Source organism: Jeotgalibaca caeni, from assembly GCF_028863945.1.
Lineage (GTDB): Bacteria > Bacillota > Bacilli > Lactobacillales > Aerococcaceae > Jeotgalibaca > Jeotgalibaca caeni.
This window is the reverse complement of sequence record NZ_JARBEA010000005.1, coordinates 26054-43723: the sequence shown is the minus strand read 5'-3', so window position 1 is coordinate 43723 and position 17670 is coordinate 26054. Positions and strand designations below refer to the sequence as shown.

Below are 17670 nucleotides of genomic sequence, written 5' to 3'. Positions count from 1 at the left end.
GAGGAATATCATGGAATTAAGAGGAAAACAAAAACAATTTTTGAAAAAGGAAGCTCATCATTTACAACCCATCTTTCAAATCGGAAAAGCCGGCTTGACAGACGAGATTGTCAAGCAAATTGATGAAGCGCTGGAAAAAAGAGAATTAATTAAAATTAACTTGCTACAAAACACGGATGAAGTAGCTGCTGATGTAGCAGAAGAAGTGGCAGAGCGCATTGATGCAGTTGTTGTACAACAAATCGGCAAAACAATCATTTTCTTCCGTGCTTCCACGAAAGAAAAATACCAAAAAATTTCTCAACAAGTGAAAAAAATCTAACTTTCAAGAAAGGTGGACGATTCTATATGATCAAACTATTTGATGTGGTGGAAAGGACAAATTTCTTTGTGATTGAAGAAGCTGCGCCGAAAGATGCAGCGCCGACAAGAAAACGCGTTGGAATTTTAGGCGGCACCTTCAATCCTCCCCATATTGGACATTTGATCATCGCCCAGCAAGCGGGCGTGCAGCTGGGCTTAGATAAAGTGTATTTCATGCCCGATGCTGAACCTCCTCATGTGGATGAAAAGTCTGCGATTGAAGGCGAACATCGACTCGAAATGGTGAAGCGTGCCATTGAAGGGAACGACTTGTTTGAAGTAGAAACAATAGAGTTGGAAAGAGGCGGCAAGAGTTATACGATCGACACGATGAAGGAACTGTGCGAGAAAAATCCTGACACAGATTACTACTTCATTATTGGTGGGGATATGGTAGACTACTTGCCGAAATGGGAACGGATTGATGAACTGGTGAAGTTGGTAGACTTCGTCGGCATCGCTCGTCCCGGCTATCCAAAAACAAGTTCATTTCCCATTATTTGGGTAGACTCTCCAGAAATTGCCATCAGTTCAACCGATGTGCGCAAAATGGTAAAAAACGGGCGCTCCTTGCGTTACCTGATGCCTGAAGGTGTGGCAGAGTATATTGAAAAGGAGGGGCTCTACCGTGACTAATATTGAACCTGTGGCTTATCCCAACCGTTACACCACATGGACTCGCTCTGATTTATTAGAAGAAGTGAGAACAAAGGTTAAAAAATCACGCTTCGAACATATTTTGCGTGTAGAAGAAGCGGCCTTGTTGCTGGCGAAGCAGTATGGAGCAGATCCAGAGGCGTGCAGCATTGCGGCCCTGCTTCATGACTACGCAAAAGATAGCAGCCGTTCGGAAATAGAAGGTTTGGTTTCAGATGGGCACATAGAAGCTGTCTTGCTGGATTACGGCAGTCAAATTTGGCATGGTCCAGTTGGAGCCTACTATGCTAAAGAAACATTCGGTGTCGAAGATCATGAAATCTTACAAGCCATTGATCAACATACCATTGGCGGAGAAGAAATGTCCCTGATTGGGAAAATATTATTTATTGCTGATTACACCGAATCGGGACGTGACTTTCCCGGGGTAGAAAAAGCTCGTGAATTAGCAAAGAAAGATTTAGATGAAGCCTGTATCTATAAAATAACCCAAACCCTTTTGCATTTAGTCCAAACAGGGAAGCGGATCTACCCGCATACCGTAACGGTCTATAACACATGGGTTTAACTTAAGGGAGGATAAATCGATTGAATAGTGAAGAAATTTTAGAAGTAGTGGTCCGAGCAGCGGACGACAAATTAGCGGATCAAATTATGGTAATGGATGTACGTGGCCTCACGTCTCTAGGTGATTATTTTGTAGTTATGAATGGGCGCAATGAACGTCAGATGCAAGCAATCGTAGACGGGATTGTAGAAGCCGTTCATAAAAATAAAATTGATATCAAGAACCAAGAAGGAAAAGATTCAGGAAAATGGACCTTGCTTGATTTAACAGATGTCATTGTGCATGTGTTCAGTTCGGAAGAGCGTTCGTACTACAACCTTGAAAAATTGTGGAGCGATGCGCCACTCGTTGATATTAGCGACATGGTAAGCGAACAATGAGTTACCAAATCTTTTCCCACTTTTACGATAAGGTAATGGATCAAACTACCTATCAAGATTGGCTTGCTTTCATTGAACGCTACCAGCCAACGAAGAAAGAAACGTTGTCCATTATGGAATTGGCATGCGGTACAGGCATCATTGCGGTAGAGCTGGCTAAGAAAGGCCATCAAGTTACCGGAGTTGACCTTTCGGATGATATGCTTGCTCTTGCTTATGAGCGGATGGTGGAAGAACGAGTTTCGCTGCAACTTGTAGAAGCAGATATGCGAGAATTAGAAGAATTAGGCAGCTTTGACTTGGTAACTTGTTTCTCTGATTCCTTGTGTTACTTACCAGAGGAAGAAGATTTGGCGTTGGTATTCAAGGGCGTTTATGATAACTTGGCAGTAGGCGGAACCTTTTTGTTTGATGTTCATTCCTTGTACCAAATGAACGAAGTCTTTCCTGGCTATCAATACATTTATCAAGACGAAGAGGATGCCTTCCTATGGGAAAGCTACGCGTTGGAAGTGGAGAATGCAGTGGAACACGTCCTGACCTTCTTCGTGCAAGAAGAAGATGGCCGGTTCCAGAGAATGCAGGAAATTCATGAAGAGCGCTCCTACCCATTAGAAACGTATCAAGCATTATTAAAGGCAGCTGGGTTCGCTCAGGTAGAAGTGAAAGCAGACTTTGGCCAGAATGAACTGGAAGCTACAACTACGCGCTGGTTTTTTGTTTGTCAGAAGTAGGAGGGAACGGATGAAAAGTTGTGGGATTATAGCGGAATACAATCCATTCCATAACGGTCATGCCTACCACCTGCAAGAAGCGAAGAAACGTACAGGCAGCGAGGTCATGGTTGTTTCGATGAGCGGAAATTTTACGCAACGCGGAGAGCCGGCGATTGCGGACAAATGGACGAGGGCTCAAATGGCCCTAGCCCATGGTGCTGACCTAGTTGTGGAGCAATCCGTTCTTGGTACGGTTCAGTCGACGGACTTATTCGCTCGAGCAGGCGTGCGCACCTTGCAGGCGTTAGGCTGCGACGCGCTTTCCTTTGGTGCAGAGAGTGGCAAGGATACCGATTTTATCCGGTACACGGACTTCATCCTCAAACATCAGGATGAAATAAACGAGCAGTTTCAAGCAATCCGAAATGACGGCCGAACCTACGCTGCCCAAATGCAACAGGTGGTGTCTAAACTCTTGCCTCACGAAGCGTTCGCAATGTCCATTTTTGAACCTAATAATCAGCTGGGGCTTGCCTACTTAAAGGAGAATGACCGCTATTCTCGTCCGATGGAGCCGATGGTGATTGAGCGCGTCGGAGCGAAGCATCATGATGATTTGAACGCGTCTAACACCTTTGCGAGTGGTACGGCCTTACGAACCTTAATTCAAGCTGGTAAGGCAGAAGAAGCCGCTCGCTGGATGCCAGAAGTGGAAGCAGGTGTGTCAGCTGTTTCATGGGAGAACTACTGGCCGCTCTTGCGGTACCGCGTGCTAGTGGAAGATGAGGCATCCCTTCGAACCATTTACCAAATGGAAGAGGGAATTGAATATCGGTTGAAAAAAATGGTTGTGGAAGCTGAATCCTTTCATCACTATCTCACATTAGTGAAAAACAAACGCTGGACGTGGGTCCGGCTGCAACGACTATGCGTAGCAATCCTTCTTTCGATAAAGAAAGAGGACGTCGAGACGTATTTTCAAAAGGAGCAGCCGATTCGAGTTCTCGGTTTCACTGAAAAGGGGCAACAATATTTAAGTCAGCGAAAAAAAATGGTACAATTAATTACCAACCTGAAAAAACAACATCATGAGCAGCTAGCCGTAGAAATAAAAGCAGATCAAGTATACCGGCTCGGAAATACAACAAATATTTCCGAACAAAATTATACGCGTTCACCAATACGGCAGTGACAAATGAAATTTTTACAGAGGTTGTAAAGGAAAATACATTGACAAACAATTTTTAGACTAGTATAATTCAATTTGTTATTTTATGGGGTGAAGGAAATGAAATGGACCTTAAAAAAAATCCAAGAACATCGTGGTGAACCGCTGTATTTTGACCAAACGGTAAACCGGGAATCATCATTGATGAAAAGGGATCGCGAAATCCTGGCAGTCTCTGATATTCACGCAGCTGGTTTTTTACTTTATGAGAACCATGCCGTACTTGCCAATTTCCAGATCGACTATACGATCACCCTACCTTCGTCTCGTTCTTTGACGCCGGTAGATGTACGAATCAGTGTGCCCATTAATGAAACCTACGTGGAAATGGAAATCGGATCAGCTCAAACTGATGACCTCTCTGAGGTAGTGATACCTATTGAAGACGGAGAAGTTGATTTAATTGAGGCGATTGAGGATACAATTTTACTGAATATTCCAAGTCAAATTTTGACAGAAGAGGAAATGAAATCAAATGAAATGCCAACTGGCAATGATTGGGTTCTAGTCTCGGAAGAAGAATATCAGCAAAAAAGAACGCAAGAAAAAGAAGGGAAAATCGACCCACGCTTAGCGAAGTTGAAAGCTCTTCTGGAAGACGAAGAAGACAAAGAATGATAGCTCGACTTGCTGCAACATGCAGCAACCATTATAGGGAGGTGTAAGGAGATGGCAGTACCTAAAAGAAGAACATCAACAGCACGCAAGGCTAAAAGACGTACTCATTACAAATTGGAAGTTCCAGGCTTAAACGCTTGTCCAAATTGTGGCGAACTGAAAAAGAGCCACCACGTGTGTGCATCTTGCGGTCACTATGACGGCAAAGAAGTAGTTTCAAAAGAAGCTTAATAAACCACTTAGACTGTGTTCTTGAAACACTTTTTGAATCAGGTTTACTGAAGATAGCAGAAGACAGAAACGAGGCGGGAATAGTCCCAGCCTCTTTTTTTGTTTTCGAAGCAAAGAAACAAGAAATTTTGTCACAAAGCCGTTACAATAAGGATAAAGTTTAGGAAAGGACGTGAGGGCATGGTGAGTTTCGATTTATTAGAACTCTTTTTATATATTTTTCCAATTTTAGAAATTATGTTCATTCAATTATTTTTCCGCCCTTATTTGCAGTACCGAAATAAATTCAAACTTTCTGTTACGGATGTCGTTTTGCCAATTCTATTAGTGGGAATTCATATTTTAAGTGTTCGTTTACTGACCTACAGCTTACTGCCACATTTTCTGTTTGCCAGCTTCATCATTGGTTTGCTCCTTACCATCGTGTTTGAGCATGGACAGAAGAGACGGCGGACAGGTATGGTCCTTTCGTTCTTTCTTAAATTTGTTTTTCTGCTTGGATTTATAGCGTACTATGGTTTGGCGATTGCTCGAATCGTCCAGTTTATGAGAGGATAGGGGGACGCCATGAAGGTTTTATTGTATTCAGAAGGAATGAAATGGATTCAAAAATCGGGGTTAGGCAGGGCCATCAAGCATCAACAACAAGCCTTGGAGCTGGCAAAAGTTCCTTTTACAACCAATGAAAAAGAGGACTTTGATCTGGTCCATATTAATACCTATTTCTTAAAATCCCGTATCTTCGTGAAGAAGTGGAAGAAAAAAGGGATTCCTGTTGTGTATCATGCTCATTCAACAGAAGAAGATTTCCGCAATTCTTTTTTGTTTTCTAATCAAGTAGCGCCTCTATTTCGCCGTTGGATTGTGCATTGTTACAACTTAGGCGATGTCATCATTACACCAACCTTTTATTCCAAGCAATTATTGGAGCAAGCAGGGGTAACCAAACCCATCTATCCGGTATCGAATGGAATTGACTTGCGCTATTACCAGAGCACGCCTGTTATGCGGGAAGAATTTCGGGAAACGTACCAGTATAAGAAAACGGATAAAGTGGTCATGGCGGTAGGACTTTATATCAAACGAAAAGGGATTTTGGATTTTGTTGAATTAGCCAAGCGCATGCCGGAAGTACACTTTATTTGGTTCGGTGCACTCAACCTAAAACAAGTTCCAAAAGAAATCCGGCAAGCCGTACGGACGGAATTACCTAATTTACGTTTCGCCGGCTATGTCTCACCAGCTGAACTACGAAAGGCCTATGCTGGTGCGGATCTGTTCTTCTTTCCAACGTATGAAGAAACGGAAGGGATCGTTCTGATGGAAGCGATGGCGATGGAACAAAATATTCTCGTGCGAGATATTCCAATTTATGCAGAATACGAACACAGCAAGGAATTGTATAAAGGAGCGAACCTGATTGATTTTGAAAAACAAATCAAAGGGATTTTGGATGGAACACTCCCTTCATTAAAACAAGCGGCACGAAAAAAAGTTTCGGAGCGAGATATACATAAAATAGGCGAGCAGCTAAAGGAAGTGTATCAAACAGCAATAAAATTGGGAACATCTCCCACCGCATCTAAAACACAAAAAGCAAATAAATAAACAGATGGAGTCTAGGATTGCTTGATGCAATTCTGGATTTTTTTGTTTTGTGCATTTTTTTACGAATTTATTCCAGAAATGGTGGTTGGAAGTGGGGGATTGTGGTAGACTAAATCCATGATGGAAAGTGGGGTGAATTCTCATGCTCATGGGCGAATACAAACACAATATGGATGCTAAAGGTCGGATTATTATGCCGGCGAAATTCCGTGAAGAACTAGGTGCGTCCTTTATTCTCACAAGAGGACTGGATGGCTGCCTGTTTGGTTACACAATGGGGCAATGGGAAATCATGCAAGAAAAGATGAAACAACTCCCCCTTTCCAAGAAAGAAGCACGTTCGTTCGTGCGGTTTTTCTATTCAGCTGCAATAGAGGCTGAAATCGATAAGCAGGGAAGAATCAATATCCCGAAGACATTACTGGACTACGCAAAAATTGAAAAAGAATGCCGAATCATCGGCGTAAGTGATCGCATTGAAATTTGGAGCAATGACCAATGGGAAGAGTTCGCAGAAGATGCGGCTGACTCCTTTGAAGACATTGCAGAAAATATGATTGATTTCGGATTGTAGGTGGAAGCATGACTGAGTTTGACCATTATAGCGTCCTTCTTGAAGAATCAATTGAAGGATTAGCCATTAAACCAGATGGCATTTATGTGGACTGTACCCTAGGTGGAGCAGGACATAGCCGTCGTATTTTAGAACAATTAAACGAAAACGGGCACTTATACGCATTCGACCAAGATCGAGTTGCGATTGAAAATGCCGAACGTGAATTAGCATCTTACCTAGAAAAGGGACAAGTAACCTTAATAAAAGCAAATTTTCGTTACATAAAAGAAGAATTAGCCCAACGCGGTGTAACAGCTGTAGATGGTATTTTGTATGACTTAGGCGTATCATCACCGCAATTGGATGAAGCAGAACGCGGCTTCAGCTACCGATACGATGCAACTCTCGATATGCGGATGGATCAAGATCAGGAATTAACGGCCTATACGATTGTAAATAAGTGGCCGTATGAAGCGCTCGTTAAAATTTTCTTCCGCTACGGCGAAGAGAAATTCTCGAAGCAAATCGCCCGTAAGATAGAGAAACTACGCGAACAAAAGCCAATTGAAACGACCGGCGAATTAGTAGAAATCATACGCGATACCATCCCAGCTCCTGCAAGGAGAAAAGGTGGGCATCCAGCCAAACGCATTTTCCAAGCGCTGCGGATTGCAGTGAATGATGAACTGACTGTTATTTCTGATTCCCTGGAAGATGCATTAGAATTATTGACCATCAAAGGCCGGATTAGTGTGATTACCTTCCAATCGTTGGAAGACCGGATTGTAAAGGTCATGTTTAAGGAAGCAAGTTCTAGAGAAGAAGTACCGCCGAACTTACCTGTCCTGCCGCAACAACTAGAAGCAGACTACCGTTTGGTTTCAAGAAAACCGGTGCTTCCTTCAGAAGAAGAATTAGCAACCAATAAACGATCCCAAAGTGCAAAATTACGTATTATTGAACGTGTGAAGAATTAACGAAGGATGAATGAGAGAGGAGTGTAAATGGGTGGCAACTCCAGAATATATCGAAAAAGTAACGAATCAAGCGATTCCTTATGAAAGTCCAAAACCGCTGCAATCGCCAAAGGCACCCCAACTACCGCAACCAAGTAAAAAGACAAAAATTTTAACAAGAAAAGAAATCATGATGGCGTCAGTGATTAGCGCTTTAGCATTCTTATTAATTTTTAGTAATCTCATTACGCAAGTCGTGCTTTCTAATCAAAATCGTGATCTGCAAGATTTACAAACGAGTAACGCGCAAGTAGCAGCTGACAACACGAACTTGGGTCAAGAAGTCCAAGAATTGTCTCGCTACAACCGCATCATGGAAATCGCTGAAGAATTAGGCTTGGAAATGGATGAAGCAAATGTAAGGAATGTTTCACGATGAAAGAACAGAATAATCCACACAAAAATCGGCGTAATATGACCCGTATCATGATATTGCTGACTGGTTTGATGTTTCTTGTGTTTGTCTTTCGTTTTTCATCCATCATGATTACCAAGAAGGTAAATGGCGAAAATCTAAGCGAGCATGTTGATAATTTATACACCAGAAGTAGTATCCTGCCAGCAAAGAGAGGAACCATCTATGATATAGGTGGGAATCCTATCGCTTTGGATGCTACTTCTTATTCATTGATTGGCGTCTTGACGGATAAGTGGAGTGAAGACAAAGAAACACCAGCACATATCGTTGATAAAGAAAAAACAGCAGAAGTACTGGCGAAGTACATTGACCTTTCTGAAAGTGAAATTTACAAAATACTTTCAAAAGACGGCGTGGATCAAGTTGAATTTGGTTCAGCAGGAATGAATTTACCGTATAGTACGAAGGTGAAGATTGAAGAAGCAGGCTTAACGGGAATCATTTTCCAAGAAACGCCAACGCGCCTCTATCCAAATGGGGTATTTGCCTCTCACTTAGTTGGATACGCAGCGATTGACAAGGAACTACCAGCATCTGAACAGACGCTGGAAGGCCTAATGGGAATCGAACAAGCCTACAACGACCTCTTGAAAGGCCAAGATGGAAAATTCATCGCCCAAAAAGATTCGCAAGGATACGTCATTCCCGGAACAGAGCGCGAATTGGAAAAACCAGTAGACGGCAAAGAACTGTACTTGACGCTCGATATGCGTCTGCAGTCTTATTTAGAAACACTGATGACTAAGGTATACGAAGAAGCAGCGCCTGAATCTATGGTAGCGATGTTGGTGAACCCTAAAACAGGATCCATTATGGCAGCAACCCAGCGCCCAACGTTCAATGCTACTACGCTAGAAGGCATTGATCAAAAGTGGCAGAACCTATTGATTGAGGAATCAATTGAACCAGGTTCAACCTTCAAGATTCTAACCATCGCAGCTGCAATTAATGAGGGGATATTCAGACCCTATGACACGTATCCCTCTGGCTCCATCGAAGTGGAGGGAGGTGTCATCCATGACTTTAACTTGGTTGGATGGGGCGAAATTTCTTATCTAGAAGGATTTGCCAGGTCTAGTAACGTCGTTGTTGTGAAGCTGATTGAAGAAATGGGCTTCGATGTCTGGGAAAGCTATATGAAAGCATTTGGCATCAGTCAGACAACGGATTCTGGTTTGCTGAATGAAGCAACCGGAAATTATAACTACGATTATCCATTAGAAATAGCCAATACTGCATTTGGACAAGGGGTTACGGTTACGCCGTTCCAACTGATCCAAGCCTTCACAGCTATTGCCAATGACGGTAAGATGATGAAGTTGCAGTACGTAGACAAAGTAGTTGATCCAGAAACAGAAGAAACGACCAAAATGAAACCTGAAGAAGTAGGTACGCCGATTACCAAGGAAACAGCGGCTCTTGTTTTGGAATACTTGACTCATGTCGTGTATGAAGAATACGGGACTGCCCAAGCTTATCAAATCGACAATACGAAAATTGGAGCGAAGACGGGTACGGCCGAACTTGTTAATCCAGAAACAGGCATGTACTACACAGGCTACAATGAGTATTTATACTCGGTCGTTGGTTTTGCTCCTGTTGAGGATCCACAATACATCCTGTACATTACGCTGAAGTTGCCGAAAAACAATGAGCAGAAGAACTTTGCTGATTACTTAAGTGACGTTTTCAAACCGATGATGACACGGGCGATTTCCTATGCCAGCCATGATGAGGAAGAAAAGGAAAACGTAGAAGTTTCGGTACCAAAAGTCACGAGTATGACGAAAGAGGAAGCCATTACCAGTTTGACTGAACAAGGCTTCACCTCTGTCAGTGTGATTGGTAGCGGAAGTCAAGTTGTGCAGCAATACCCATACGAAGGAACAAAAGCTTTAGTGAACCACAAAGTATTGCTCATGACTGAAGGCGCCATGACGATGCCGGACGTACGCGGCTGGTCAAAAGGCGATGTGTTGAAGATTGCGGAACTGACCGGTGCCCGCTTTGAGTTTGAAGGAGAAGGGTACGTTGTCCAGCAAGAATTGGCAGTCGGAGCTTTGATTGATACGCAACAAACAATAAAAATAATTTTAGAATAAAAATGAATGGCTATAATGGCTGAGGAAATTTTCATTTTTGAGGAGGAATTTGTATGCATTGGACTGAAATGCTGATGCCTTTTGTGTTCAGTTTCGGTTTGGCAATCAGCATCATGCCCATTTTCATTGGCTACTTGCGTATTCGGCAATTTGGCCAAACAACTCGAGAAGAAGGACCATTATGGCATGAAGTAAAAAGTGGTACACCAACAATGGGAGGAGTCGTCTTTATCTTGGCGGCTTCTCTAGTAGTGATTGGAACAGCAATTTGGAAAGACGTATTGAATGTGACGAGTTGGATGCTCGTCCTCGTGTTAATCTTTTTTGCACTTATCGGCTTTTGGGATGACTTCCTAAAAGTATTCAGAAAGCAAAATGAAGGACTTACTTCTAAGCAGAAATTTATTGCGCAATTAGTTGGTTCAGCTCTTTTCGTTGCTTTCTTTTATTGGAGCGGGTCAACCCCACTTCTTACCATTCCGTTCATCGGCGCTGTGGAAAATTGGTTTTTATTTGCCGTTTTTGCCATTCTCTGGATTACCGGTTTCTCCAATGCAGTCAATCTGACAGATGGACTGGACGGACTCGTAGCCGGAACAGCGAGCATTGCCTATGGAGCTTATGCCTACTTGGCTTATCGCCAAGACCAAATCGAAGTCCTCTTGTTTTGTTTAGCAATCATTGGTGGATTAGTTGGTTTCTTTTTCTTTAATAAGAAACCCGCAAAAATTTTCATGGGTGATGTCGGTTCGCTGGCATTGGGAGCTGGCTTAGCAGTCGTATCTTTGGCTTTGCAATTAGAGTGGAGCTTATTGATTATCGGACTGATTTTCGTAATTGAAACAGCCAGCGTTATTCTTCAAGTCGGCTCGTTTAAGCTGAGAGGAAAACGAATCTTCAAAATGAGCCCGATCCATCACCACTTCGAAATGAGTGGTTGGAGTGAGTGGCGTGTCGTCCTCACGTTCTGGTTCGTAGAACTCGTGGCAGCAATCATTGGCATAATGCTATTTGGATGATGGAGGAACAACGATGAAGCAAGAAACACGTTATCAAAATAAAAAAGTATTAGTAGTAGGTCTAGCTTTGAGCGGCTTCCATGCCGCTCGCTTGTTGGAGCAGCTAGGCGCATTTGTCACCGTCAATGACGCAAAAGAATTAGCCAATAACCCGGATGCACAGGATTTAATTGCATCCGGTATTCGTGTTATTGCAGGTCATCATCCAATTGAATTACTGGATGAATCTTTTGCATACGTGATTAAAAATCCAGGAATTCCTTATTCCAATCCCATGGTTCAACGGGCAATGGAATTAGAAATTCCCATCTATACAGAAGTGGAACTGGCGGCACAAATTATGGAAGCATCCTTAATTGGGGTCACAGGAACGAATGGAAAGACTACAACAACCACCATGATTCATGAATTATTAGCTGCAAATCGTACTCAAGGAATCGCCTATAAAGCAGGAAACATTGGAATCCCGGCATCGGTTATCGCCCAAGAGGCAACAGGAGAAGATGACGTGGTCATGGAGCTTTCAAGTTTCCAATTAATGGGAATTGAAACCATGCGTCCACATATTGCTGTGATCACGAATATTAGTGAAGCACATCTGGATTACCATGGAACAAGGGATGAGTATGTAGCAGCTAAATGGCGTTTGACAGAAAATCAAACCGCTGAGGATTATTTAATTGCGAACGCTGATCAACCGGAAATAGTAGAACGTGCACAGCAAACTGCGGCTACGTTCGTACCTTTTTCACGGACACAAGAACTACTGACCGGCGCATACGTAAAAGACGGAATGCTGTATTTCCGCGGGGAAGCAGTTATGTCTGTGGACGAGATTGGCGTTCCAGGCGCGCATAACGTTGAGAACGCACTTGCTGCCATTGCAGTAGCCAAACTAAAAGGTGTTTCAAACGAAACCATCCAACAAGTCCTCTCAACCTTCGGCGGCGTGAAACATCGCCTTCAGTATGTCCGAGAAGTGGAAGGGCGTAAATTTTATAATGACTCCAAATCAACGAATATTTTGGCTGCAAAAACAGCGCTTGCCAGCTTTCCTCATCAGCCAATCGTCCTGTTAGCAGGCGGCTTGGATCGGGGCAATGACTTTTTGCCGCTTGTGCCTTCTTTGACGAATGTAAAGGCCATGGTTGTCTTTGGAGAAACAAAGGTGAAGCTAAGTGAAGCGGCAGCCGAAGCAGGAATTCAAACAATCATCCAAACCGATAACGTAGTGACTGCTGTTGCAGAGAGCTACGCGGTAAGCGAACCAGGAGATGTAATCTTGTTGTCCCCCGCATGTGCGAGTTGGGATCAATATACAAATTTCGAAATTCGTGGAGATTACTATGTGGAAGCCGTTGAAGCCCTACAGCCAAGTGAAACGAAATAGGTGAATAATAAATGAAAATCTTACTATCAGGCGGCGGGACGGGTGGACACATCTATCCAGCCCTCGCCTTAGCGAAACGAATAGCTGAAATCGAACCGACTACTGAGTTTTTATACGTGGGCACGGAACGCGGGCTAGAGAGTACCATCGTGCCAAAAGCAAGCATTCCGTTTCGATCCGTGGAAATTCAAGGACTGCGCCGTTCATTGTCACTCGATAACTTGAAGACCGTTTACTTAATGATGACGAGCGTGGCAAAATCTAAAAAGATTATAAAAGAGTTTCAGCCGGACGTGGTGATTGGGACAGGTGGTTATGTATGTGCGCCTGTTTTGTATGCTGCTTCTCGGTTAGGAATACCTACCATCATTCATGAACAGAATTCTGTGGCGGGAGTAACAAATAAATTTCTAGCTCGTTTTGTGAGTAAAATCTGCTTGTGTTTCGAGGATGCACGTAATGATTTTGCTGCTTATGACGACAAAGTTATTTATACCGGAAATCCGAGAGCCCAAGAAGTTGCCCAAATAAAAGAGATGGCATCCTTAACCGAATATGGATTAAGAGAGGATTTGCCTACGGTACTCGTTTTTGGAGGCAGCCGTGGAGCAGAGAAAATCAACCAATCCATGGTAGATGCAGCTGCTCTTTTTGCTGAGAAAGACTACCAAGCGCTTCTCGTAACCGGAAGCCTGCACTATGACAAAGTGAGGAAGCAAATCGAGAGCCTCATGCCAAAAGCGGATCATGTAAAGGTGGTTCCGTATGTCGATCAAATGCCGGCTTTGTTTAAGGCAGTGGACGTAGTTGCTTGTCGTAGTGGTGCGACAACATTGACAGAGTTGACTGCACTCGGAATTCCAAGCATTTTGATTCCAAGTCCGTATGTGACGAATGACCATCAGTTGAAAAACGCAGAGAGCTTAGCGAACCATAACGCCGCTGTTATTATTCTAGAAAAAGAGCTGAGCGGAGAATCATTATTCCAACACATGGATGCATTGTTGTGTAATCAAGAAAAGCGTAACGTCATGGCTCAAAAAGCCAAAGAACTTGGTGTGCCGGACGCTTCCGATCGAATGTGGCGTGTCATTCAATCAGTCTTGTAAGAATGGAAGTAAAGAGTGGGGGTGAAGGAACATGTTGGAACGTTTTCGCCAAAAGATAAAGAGACCACGCCAGAAGAAATCGATGACAGAATTAGAAATCGCTCAAAGAGAATATGAATTACAAAAAGAGTTAGAGGAAAAAGGAGTGGAAACTAAAAAAGTCCCTTCTGCAAAAAAGAATAATTATCCCATCCTTTTAGCTTGTTTTACACTTGGAATTATCGGCACGGGTTATCTGATATCCCCATATGGCCGGATCAATGAAATTTTGATAGAAAGTGACTCTATGGTACCAGAACAAATTATTCTGGACGCAAGCTCCATCACCAATAAGCAAACGATGGTGGGGACATACTTGAATGAAGCTGAAATCGAGCAAAACATTCAATCACAGTTACCACAAATCAAGTCTGTTTCATTCCAGTGGCAAGGGGTCAATGATCTTATTCTGCAAGTGAAGAGTTATGAAACCATTGCTTATATGGAAGATGAGAACTCCTACCACAGCGTGATTGAAACAGGGGAAGTTTTAACGGAAGAACATCATGTTCCACTTGGAAACAAGCCTTTGCTTAAAAATTTCGAAGCAGGCCCCATCTTGGATCAATTCATTACTTCCTACAAAAAGATTGGTGAAGAGATTAAGAACAGCATTTCCGAAATCAGCTATACCGGTACCAAGAAAAATCCATACACCATTACTTTATTTATGAATGACGGCAATCAAGTCAAAGCTAATCTGCGAGATTTTGCGGATAAGATTACGTATTATCCAAGCATTCTTCCAGAATTAGCTGAACAAAAAGGGATTATTGATATGGAAGTGGGCGTCTATTTTACGCCATTTGAGGAGAAACCTACTCCTGAATAAAAAATAACTTGATTATTTGTGAAATTGCTTAAAAATGAATAATGGTTATGCTAAAATAGATAAGGTATAAACACTTTTATAAAAAAGAAATAAACCGAAAAAAAAGATGAACAGATTCACCATTTTTAGACTTTTAGGTAGAGACAAAAGAAAAACGGAGGTTTCAATAGAACATGAAAAATCAAGGTTTATTTGTTAGCCTAGATATTGGAACCACTTCAATAAAAGTAGTCGTAGCAGAATATATAAACAATCAGTTAAACATTATTGGAGTCGGTAATGAATTATCGAAAGGACTCAACCGAGGCGTAATTGTTGATATTGATGAAACAGTTGAATCGATTAAACGTGCGGTTGAACAGGCTGAAAAGAAAGCAAATATTTCAATCAGTGAAGTCATCGTTGGAATTCCGGGCAATCAAATCAGCATTGAACCTTGCCATGGGATGTACGGTGTAGAAAATGAAAACAAAGAAATCACCGACAAAGACGTCCAAAACGTCTTTCAGGCAGCAAGAGTTCGCTCTCTGCCACCAGAAAGAGAAATCATCTCCGTTATTCCCGAAGAGTTTATCGTGGATGGATTTGACGGCATTCGTGACCCTCGTGGTATGATCGGGGTACGATTGGAATTATATGCAAGTATGATTACCGGACCAAAAACCATCATACACAACATCAAACGTTGTGTGGAGCGTGCAGGACTGAGAATCCGTGATATGGTTGTTCAACCACTTGCCATCGCAAGCATTGCGATGAATAAAGGGGAACGCGATTTTGGTACCATCTTAATTGACTTGGGTGGCGGTCAAACGACTGCTTCTGTTTTACACGATGACCAATTGAAGTTTGTTTATGTTGATCCGGAAGGTGGCAGCTTGGTGACGAAAGATATTTCCGTCATCTTGAATACAACCATGGAGAATGCAGAACATACGAAACGCGAATTTGGGTATGCCATTCCAGAAGATACGTCCGATGATGAATTCTTCCCAGTCGCAGTAATCGGCAAAGAAGAGCCGGTGAAAGTGGACGAGAAGTACTTGTCGGAAATTATCGAAGCAAGACTGGTTCAGATTTTTGAGAATGTAAAGCAAGCGTTGGACCGTGTGGAAGCAAGAGAGTTACCAGGTGGAATCATTATAACTGGGGGCGGCTCAGCAATTCCGGGTGTGATTGAATTAGCGGAAGAAATTTTCGAAGTGAACGTCAAGCACTATATTCCAGAACAAATGGGAATGCGGAATCCAATCTTCGCAACAAGTCTAGGTTTGATTAAATATATCGGCGAACAAGATGACATTTATCAAGTGGCAAAAGATCGTTTGCCAAGTCAACCAAAAGCGCAGACACAAACCTATGTCCAAACTCAAAAAGTTGTTCCTTTACAACAAAAGCAAGAAAAAGCAGTAAAAACAGAAGTGCATGCACCTACGGATTACAGTGATGCAGAAGCACCGAAGAAAAATAGTTTCTTTGACCAAGCAAAACAATTTATCCAATCCATTTTTGAATAGTGAAGAAATAGAAAAGCAGGAGGAAATGTAATGGAACTTGAATTCGATTCAATCATGAGCGGCGGCGCTAAAATTAAAGTAATCGGTGTGGGTGGAGCAGGCGGAAACGCTGTGAACCGCATGATCGAAGAAGGCGTACAAGGTGTAGAATTTATTGTAGCAAATACAGATACCCAAGCGTTGAATGCTTCTGGTGCAGAAGCAAAAATTCAACTTGGACCAAAATCTACAAAAGGATTAGGAGCAGGCTCCATTCCTGATGTTGGTCGTAAAGCTGCAGAAGAAAGTGAACCACAAATTGCAGAAGCTTTATCTGGTGCCGACATGATTTTTGTTACGTGCGGAATGGGTGGCGGTACAGGTACCGGTGCAGCTCCAATCGTAGCAAAAATTGCTAAAGAACAAGGCGCATTGACGGTTGGTGTTGTAACACGTCCGTTCAGCTTTGAAGGACCAAAAAGAGGTCGTTATGCAGCAGAAGGAATTGCAGACCTAAAACAAAATGTTGATACCTTAATTATCATCTCTAACAACCGCCTACTAGAAATCGTAGACAAGAAAACTCCGATGATGGAAGCATTCCGTGAAGCAGATAACGTATTGCGTCAAGGTGTAGAAGGAATCTCCAACTTGATTACTTCTCCAGGATACGTAAACTTAGACTTCGCTGACGTAAATACAGTGATGAAAGACCAAGGTTCTGCTTTAATGGGAATCGGGGTAGCATCTGGTGAGAACCGTACAGCAGAAGCAACGAAGAAAGCTATTTCTTCTCCATTGCTTGAAGTATCGATTGATGGCGCAGAGCAAATCTTGTTGAACATCACAGGTGGATCTGACTTGACGTTGTTCGAAGCACAAGACGCAAGCGACATCGTATCACAAGCTTCTACATCTGAAGTAAACATTATCTTCGGTACTTCCATCAACGAAAACCTAGGAGACGAAGTAATCGTAACGGTTATCGCTACAGGGATTGACGTAGAGAAGAGAAAAGAAGAAAAAAAAGCAGTGAACCGTGGCGGTAGCCCATTCAGAGGTCGTAAAGATGCACCGCAAGGGCAACAACCACCAGCTGCTTCCTACCAAGCTCGTCCAGCTCAAGAAGAGCCAGAAGTAAAACAAGAAAAAGACTTATTTGGAGACTGGGATATTCGCCGCGAACCAAGTAATGTAAGAGAAACAACGAAACAACCGCAAAACGAAAACTATCCGCGTTATCAACAAGCGAATGATGAAGTAGATCAGGAAGATGATCAATTAGATACACCACCATTCTTCCGCAAAAGACGTAGATAAAGAT

Annotated in this window: 20 protein-coding genes; all 20 read left to right on the top strand. The window is 42.7% G+C overall.

Going from position 1 to position 17670, the window contains the following annotated elements:
- Positions 1-10 precede the first annotated feature (10 nt).
- The 20 genes from yhbY to ftsZ all read left to right on the top strand — a co-directional run bounded on the left by yhbY (position 11) and on the right by ftsZ (position 17666).
- Positions 11-322 carry a ribosome assembly RNA-binding protein YhbY gene (yhbY, locus tag PVE40_RS01855; protein WP_274730166.1) on the top strand — a complete coding sequence of 104 codons (312 nt, stop codon included), beginning with the start codon at positions 11-13 and terminating at the stop codon, positions 320-322.
- Between the two features lie 26 nt (positions 323-348).
- Complete coding sequence (locus PVE40_RS01850) at positions 349-999, top strand: nicotinate-nucleotide adenylyltransferase (protein ID WP_274730165.1); 651 nt, start codon at positions 349-351, stop codon at positions 997-999.
- Positions 992-1588 (top strand): bis(5'-nucleosyl)-tetraphosphatase (symmetrical) YqeK, encoded by a 597-nt coding sequence (yqeK, locus tag PVE40_RS01845; protein ID WP_274730164.1) that lies wholly within the window; start codon positions 992-994, stop codon positions 1586-1588. The genes PVE40_RS01850 and yqeK overlap by 8 nt, the downstream gene beginning before the upstream one ends.
- 20 nt (positions 1589-1608) lie before the next feature.
- Complete coding sequence (gene rsfS / locus PVE40_RS01840; RefSeq protein ID WP_274730163.1) at positions 1609-1968, top strand: ribosome silencing factor; 360 nt, start codon at positions 1609-1611, stop codon at positions 1966-1968.
- On the top strand, positions 1965-2702 hold the full coding sequence (locus tag PVE40_RS01835; protein ID WP_274730162.1) for a class I SAM-dependent DNA methyltransferase: 738 nt from the start codon (positions 1965-1967) through the stop codon (positions 2700-2702). Before rsfS ends, PVE40_RS01835 begins: the two co-directional genes overlap by 4 nt.
- Before the next feature lie 10 nt (positions 2703-2712).
- Positions 2713-3876 carry a nucleotidyltransferase gene (locus PVE40_RS01830; protein WP_274730161.1) on the top strand — a complete coding sequence of 388 codons (1164 nt, stop codon included), beginning with the start codon at positions 2713-2715 and terminating at the stop codon, positions 3874-3876.
- Between the two features lie 96 nt (positions 3877-3972).
- Positions 3973-4530, top strand: a complete 558-nt coding sequence (locus tag PVE40_RS01825; protein WP_274730160.1) for a YceD family protein — start codon at positions 3973-3975, stop codon at positions 4528-4530.
- A 51-nt stretch (positions 4531-4581) separates the two neighbouring features.
- Positions 4582-4761: a 50S ribosomal protein L32 gene (gene rpmF / locus PVE40_RS01820; protein WP_274730159.1), complete on the top strand. Its 180-nt coding sequence runs from the start codon at positions 4582-4584 to the stop codon at positions 4759-4761.
- Between the two features lie 180 nt (positions 4762-4941).
- Positions 4942-5319, top strand: a complete 378-nt coding sequence (locus PVE40_RS01815) for a DUF3397 family protein (protein ID WP_274730158.1) — start codon at positions 4942-4944, stop codon at positions 5317-5319.
- A gap of 9 nt (positions 5320-5328) precedes the next feature.
- A complete protein-coding gene (locus tag PVE40_RS01810) occupies positions 5329-6369 on the top strand; it encodes an LTA glycolipid anchor biosynthesis glycosyltransferase, IagA/BgsA family (RefSeq protein ID WP_274730157.1) in 1041 nt (346 codons plus the stop codon).
- Positions 6370-6511: 142 nt separating this feature from the next.
- Complete coding sequence (gene mraZ, locus PVE40_RS01805; RefSeq protein ID WP_274730156.1) at positions 6512-6943, top strand: division/cell wall cluster transcriptional repressor MraZ; 432 nt, start codon at positions 6512-6514, stop codon at positions 6941-6943.
- A gap of 8 nt (positions 6944-6951) precedes the next feature.
- Entirely contained in the window at positions 6952-7902 is a 951-nt protein-coding gene (gene rsmH / locus PVE40_RS01800; protein WP_274730155.1) for a 16S rRNA (cytosine(1402)-N(4))-methyltransferase RsmH, read from the top strand.
- 31 nt (positions 7903-7933) lie between these two features.
- Positions 7934-8320: a cell division protein FtsL gene (ftsL, locus tag PVE40_RS01795; RefSeq protein ID WP_274730154.1), complete on the top strand. Its 387-nt coding sequence runs from the start codon at positions 7934-7936 to the stop codon at positions 8318-8320.
- Complete coding sequence (locus tag PVE40_RS01790) at positions 8317-10461, top strand: penicillin-binding protein (RefSeq protein WP_274730153.1); 2145 nt, start codon at positions 8317-8319, stop codon at positions 10459-10461. The genes ftsL and PVE40_RS01790 overlap by 4 nt, the downstream gene beginning before the upstream one ends.
- A 53-nt stretch (positions 10462-10514) precedes the next feature.
- Complete coding sequence (gene mraY, locus PVE40_RS01785; RefSeq protein ID WP_274730152.1) at positions 10515-11480, top strand: phospho-N-acetylmuramoyl-pentapeptide-transferase; 966 nt, start codon at positions 10515-10517, stop codon at positions 11478-11480.
- A 13-nt stretch (positions 11481-11493) separates the two neighbouring features.
- Positions 11494-12870 carry a UDP-N-acetylmuramoyl-L-alanine--D-glutamate ligase gene (gene murD, locus PVE40_RS01780; RefSeq protein WP_274730151.1) on the top strand — a complete coding sequence of 459 codons (1377 nt, stop codon included), beginning with the start codon at positions 11494-11496 and terminating at the stop codon, positions 12868-12870.
- Positions 12871-12881: 11 nt separating this feature from the next.
- Positions 12882-13979, top strand: a complete 1098-nt coding sequence (murG, locus tag PVE40_RS01775) for an undecaprenyldiphospho-muramoylpentapeptide beta-N-acetylglucosaminyltransferase (RefSeq protein WP_274730150.1) — start codon at positions 12882-12884, stop codon at positions 13977-13979.
- 31 nt (positions 13980-14010) lie between these two features.
- The gene (locus tag PVE40_RS01770; protein WP_274730149.1) at positions 14011-14850 is read left to right on the top strand and encodes a cell division protein FtsQ/DivIB; all 840 of its coding nucleotides are present in this window, start codon (positions 14011-14013) and stop codon (positions 14848-14850) included.
- A gap of 173 nt (positions 14851-15023) precedes the next feature.
- Positions 15024-16367, top strand: a complete 1344-nt coding sequence (ftsA, locus tag PVE40_RS01765) for a cell division protein FtsA (RefSeq protein ID WP_274730148.1) — start codon at positions 15024-15026, stop codon at positions 16365-16367.
- 30 nt (positions 16368-16397) lie between these two features.
- Positions 16398-17666: a cell division protein FtsZ gene (ftsZ, locus tag PVE40_RS01760; protein WP_274730147.1), complete on the top strand. Its 1269-nt coding sequence runs from the start codon at positions 16398-16400 to the stop codon at positions 17664-17666.
- The last annotated feature ends 4 nt before the right edge of the window (positions 17667-17670 follow it).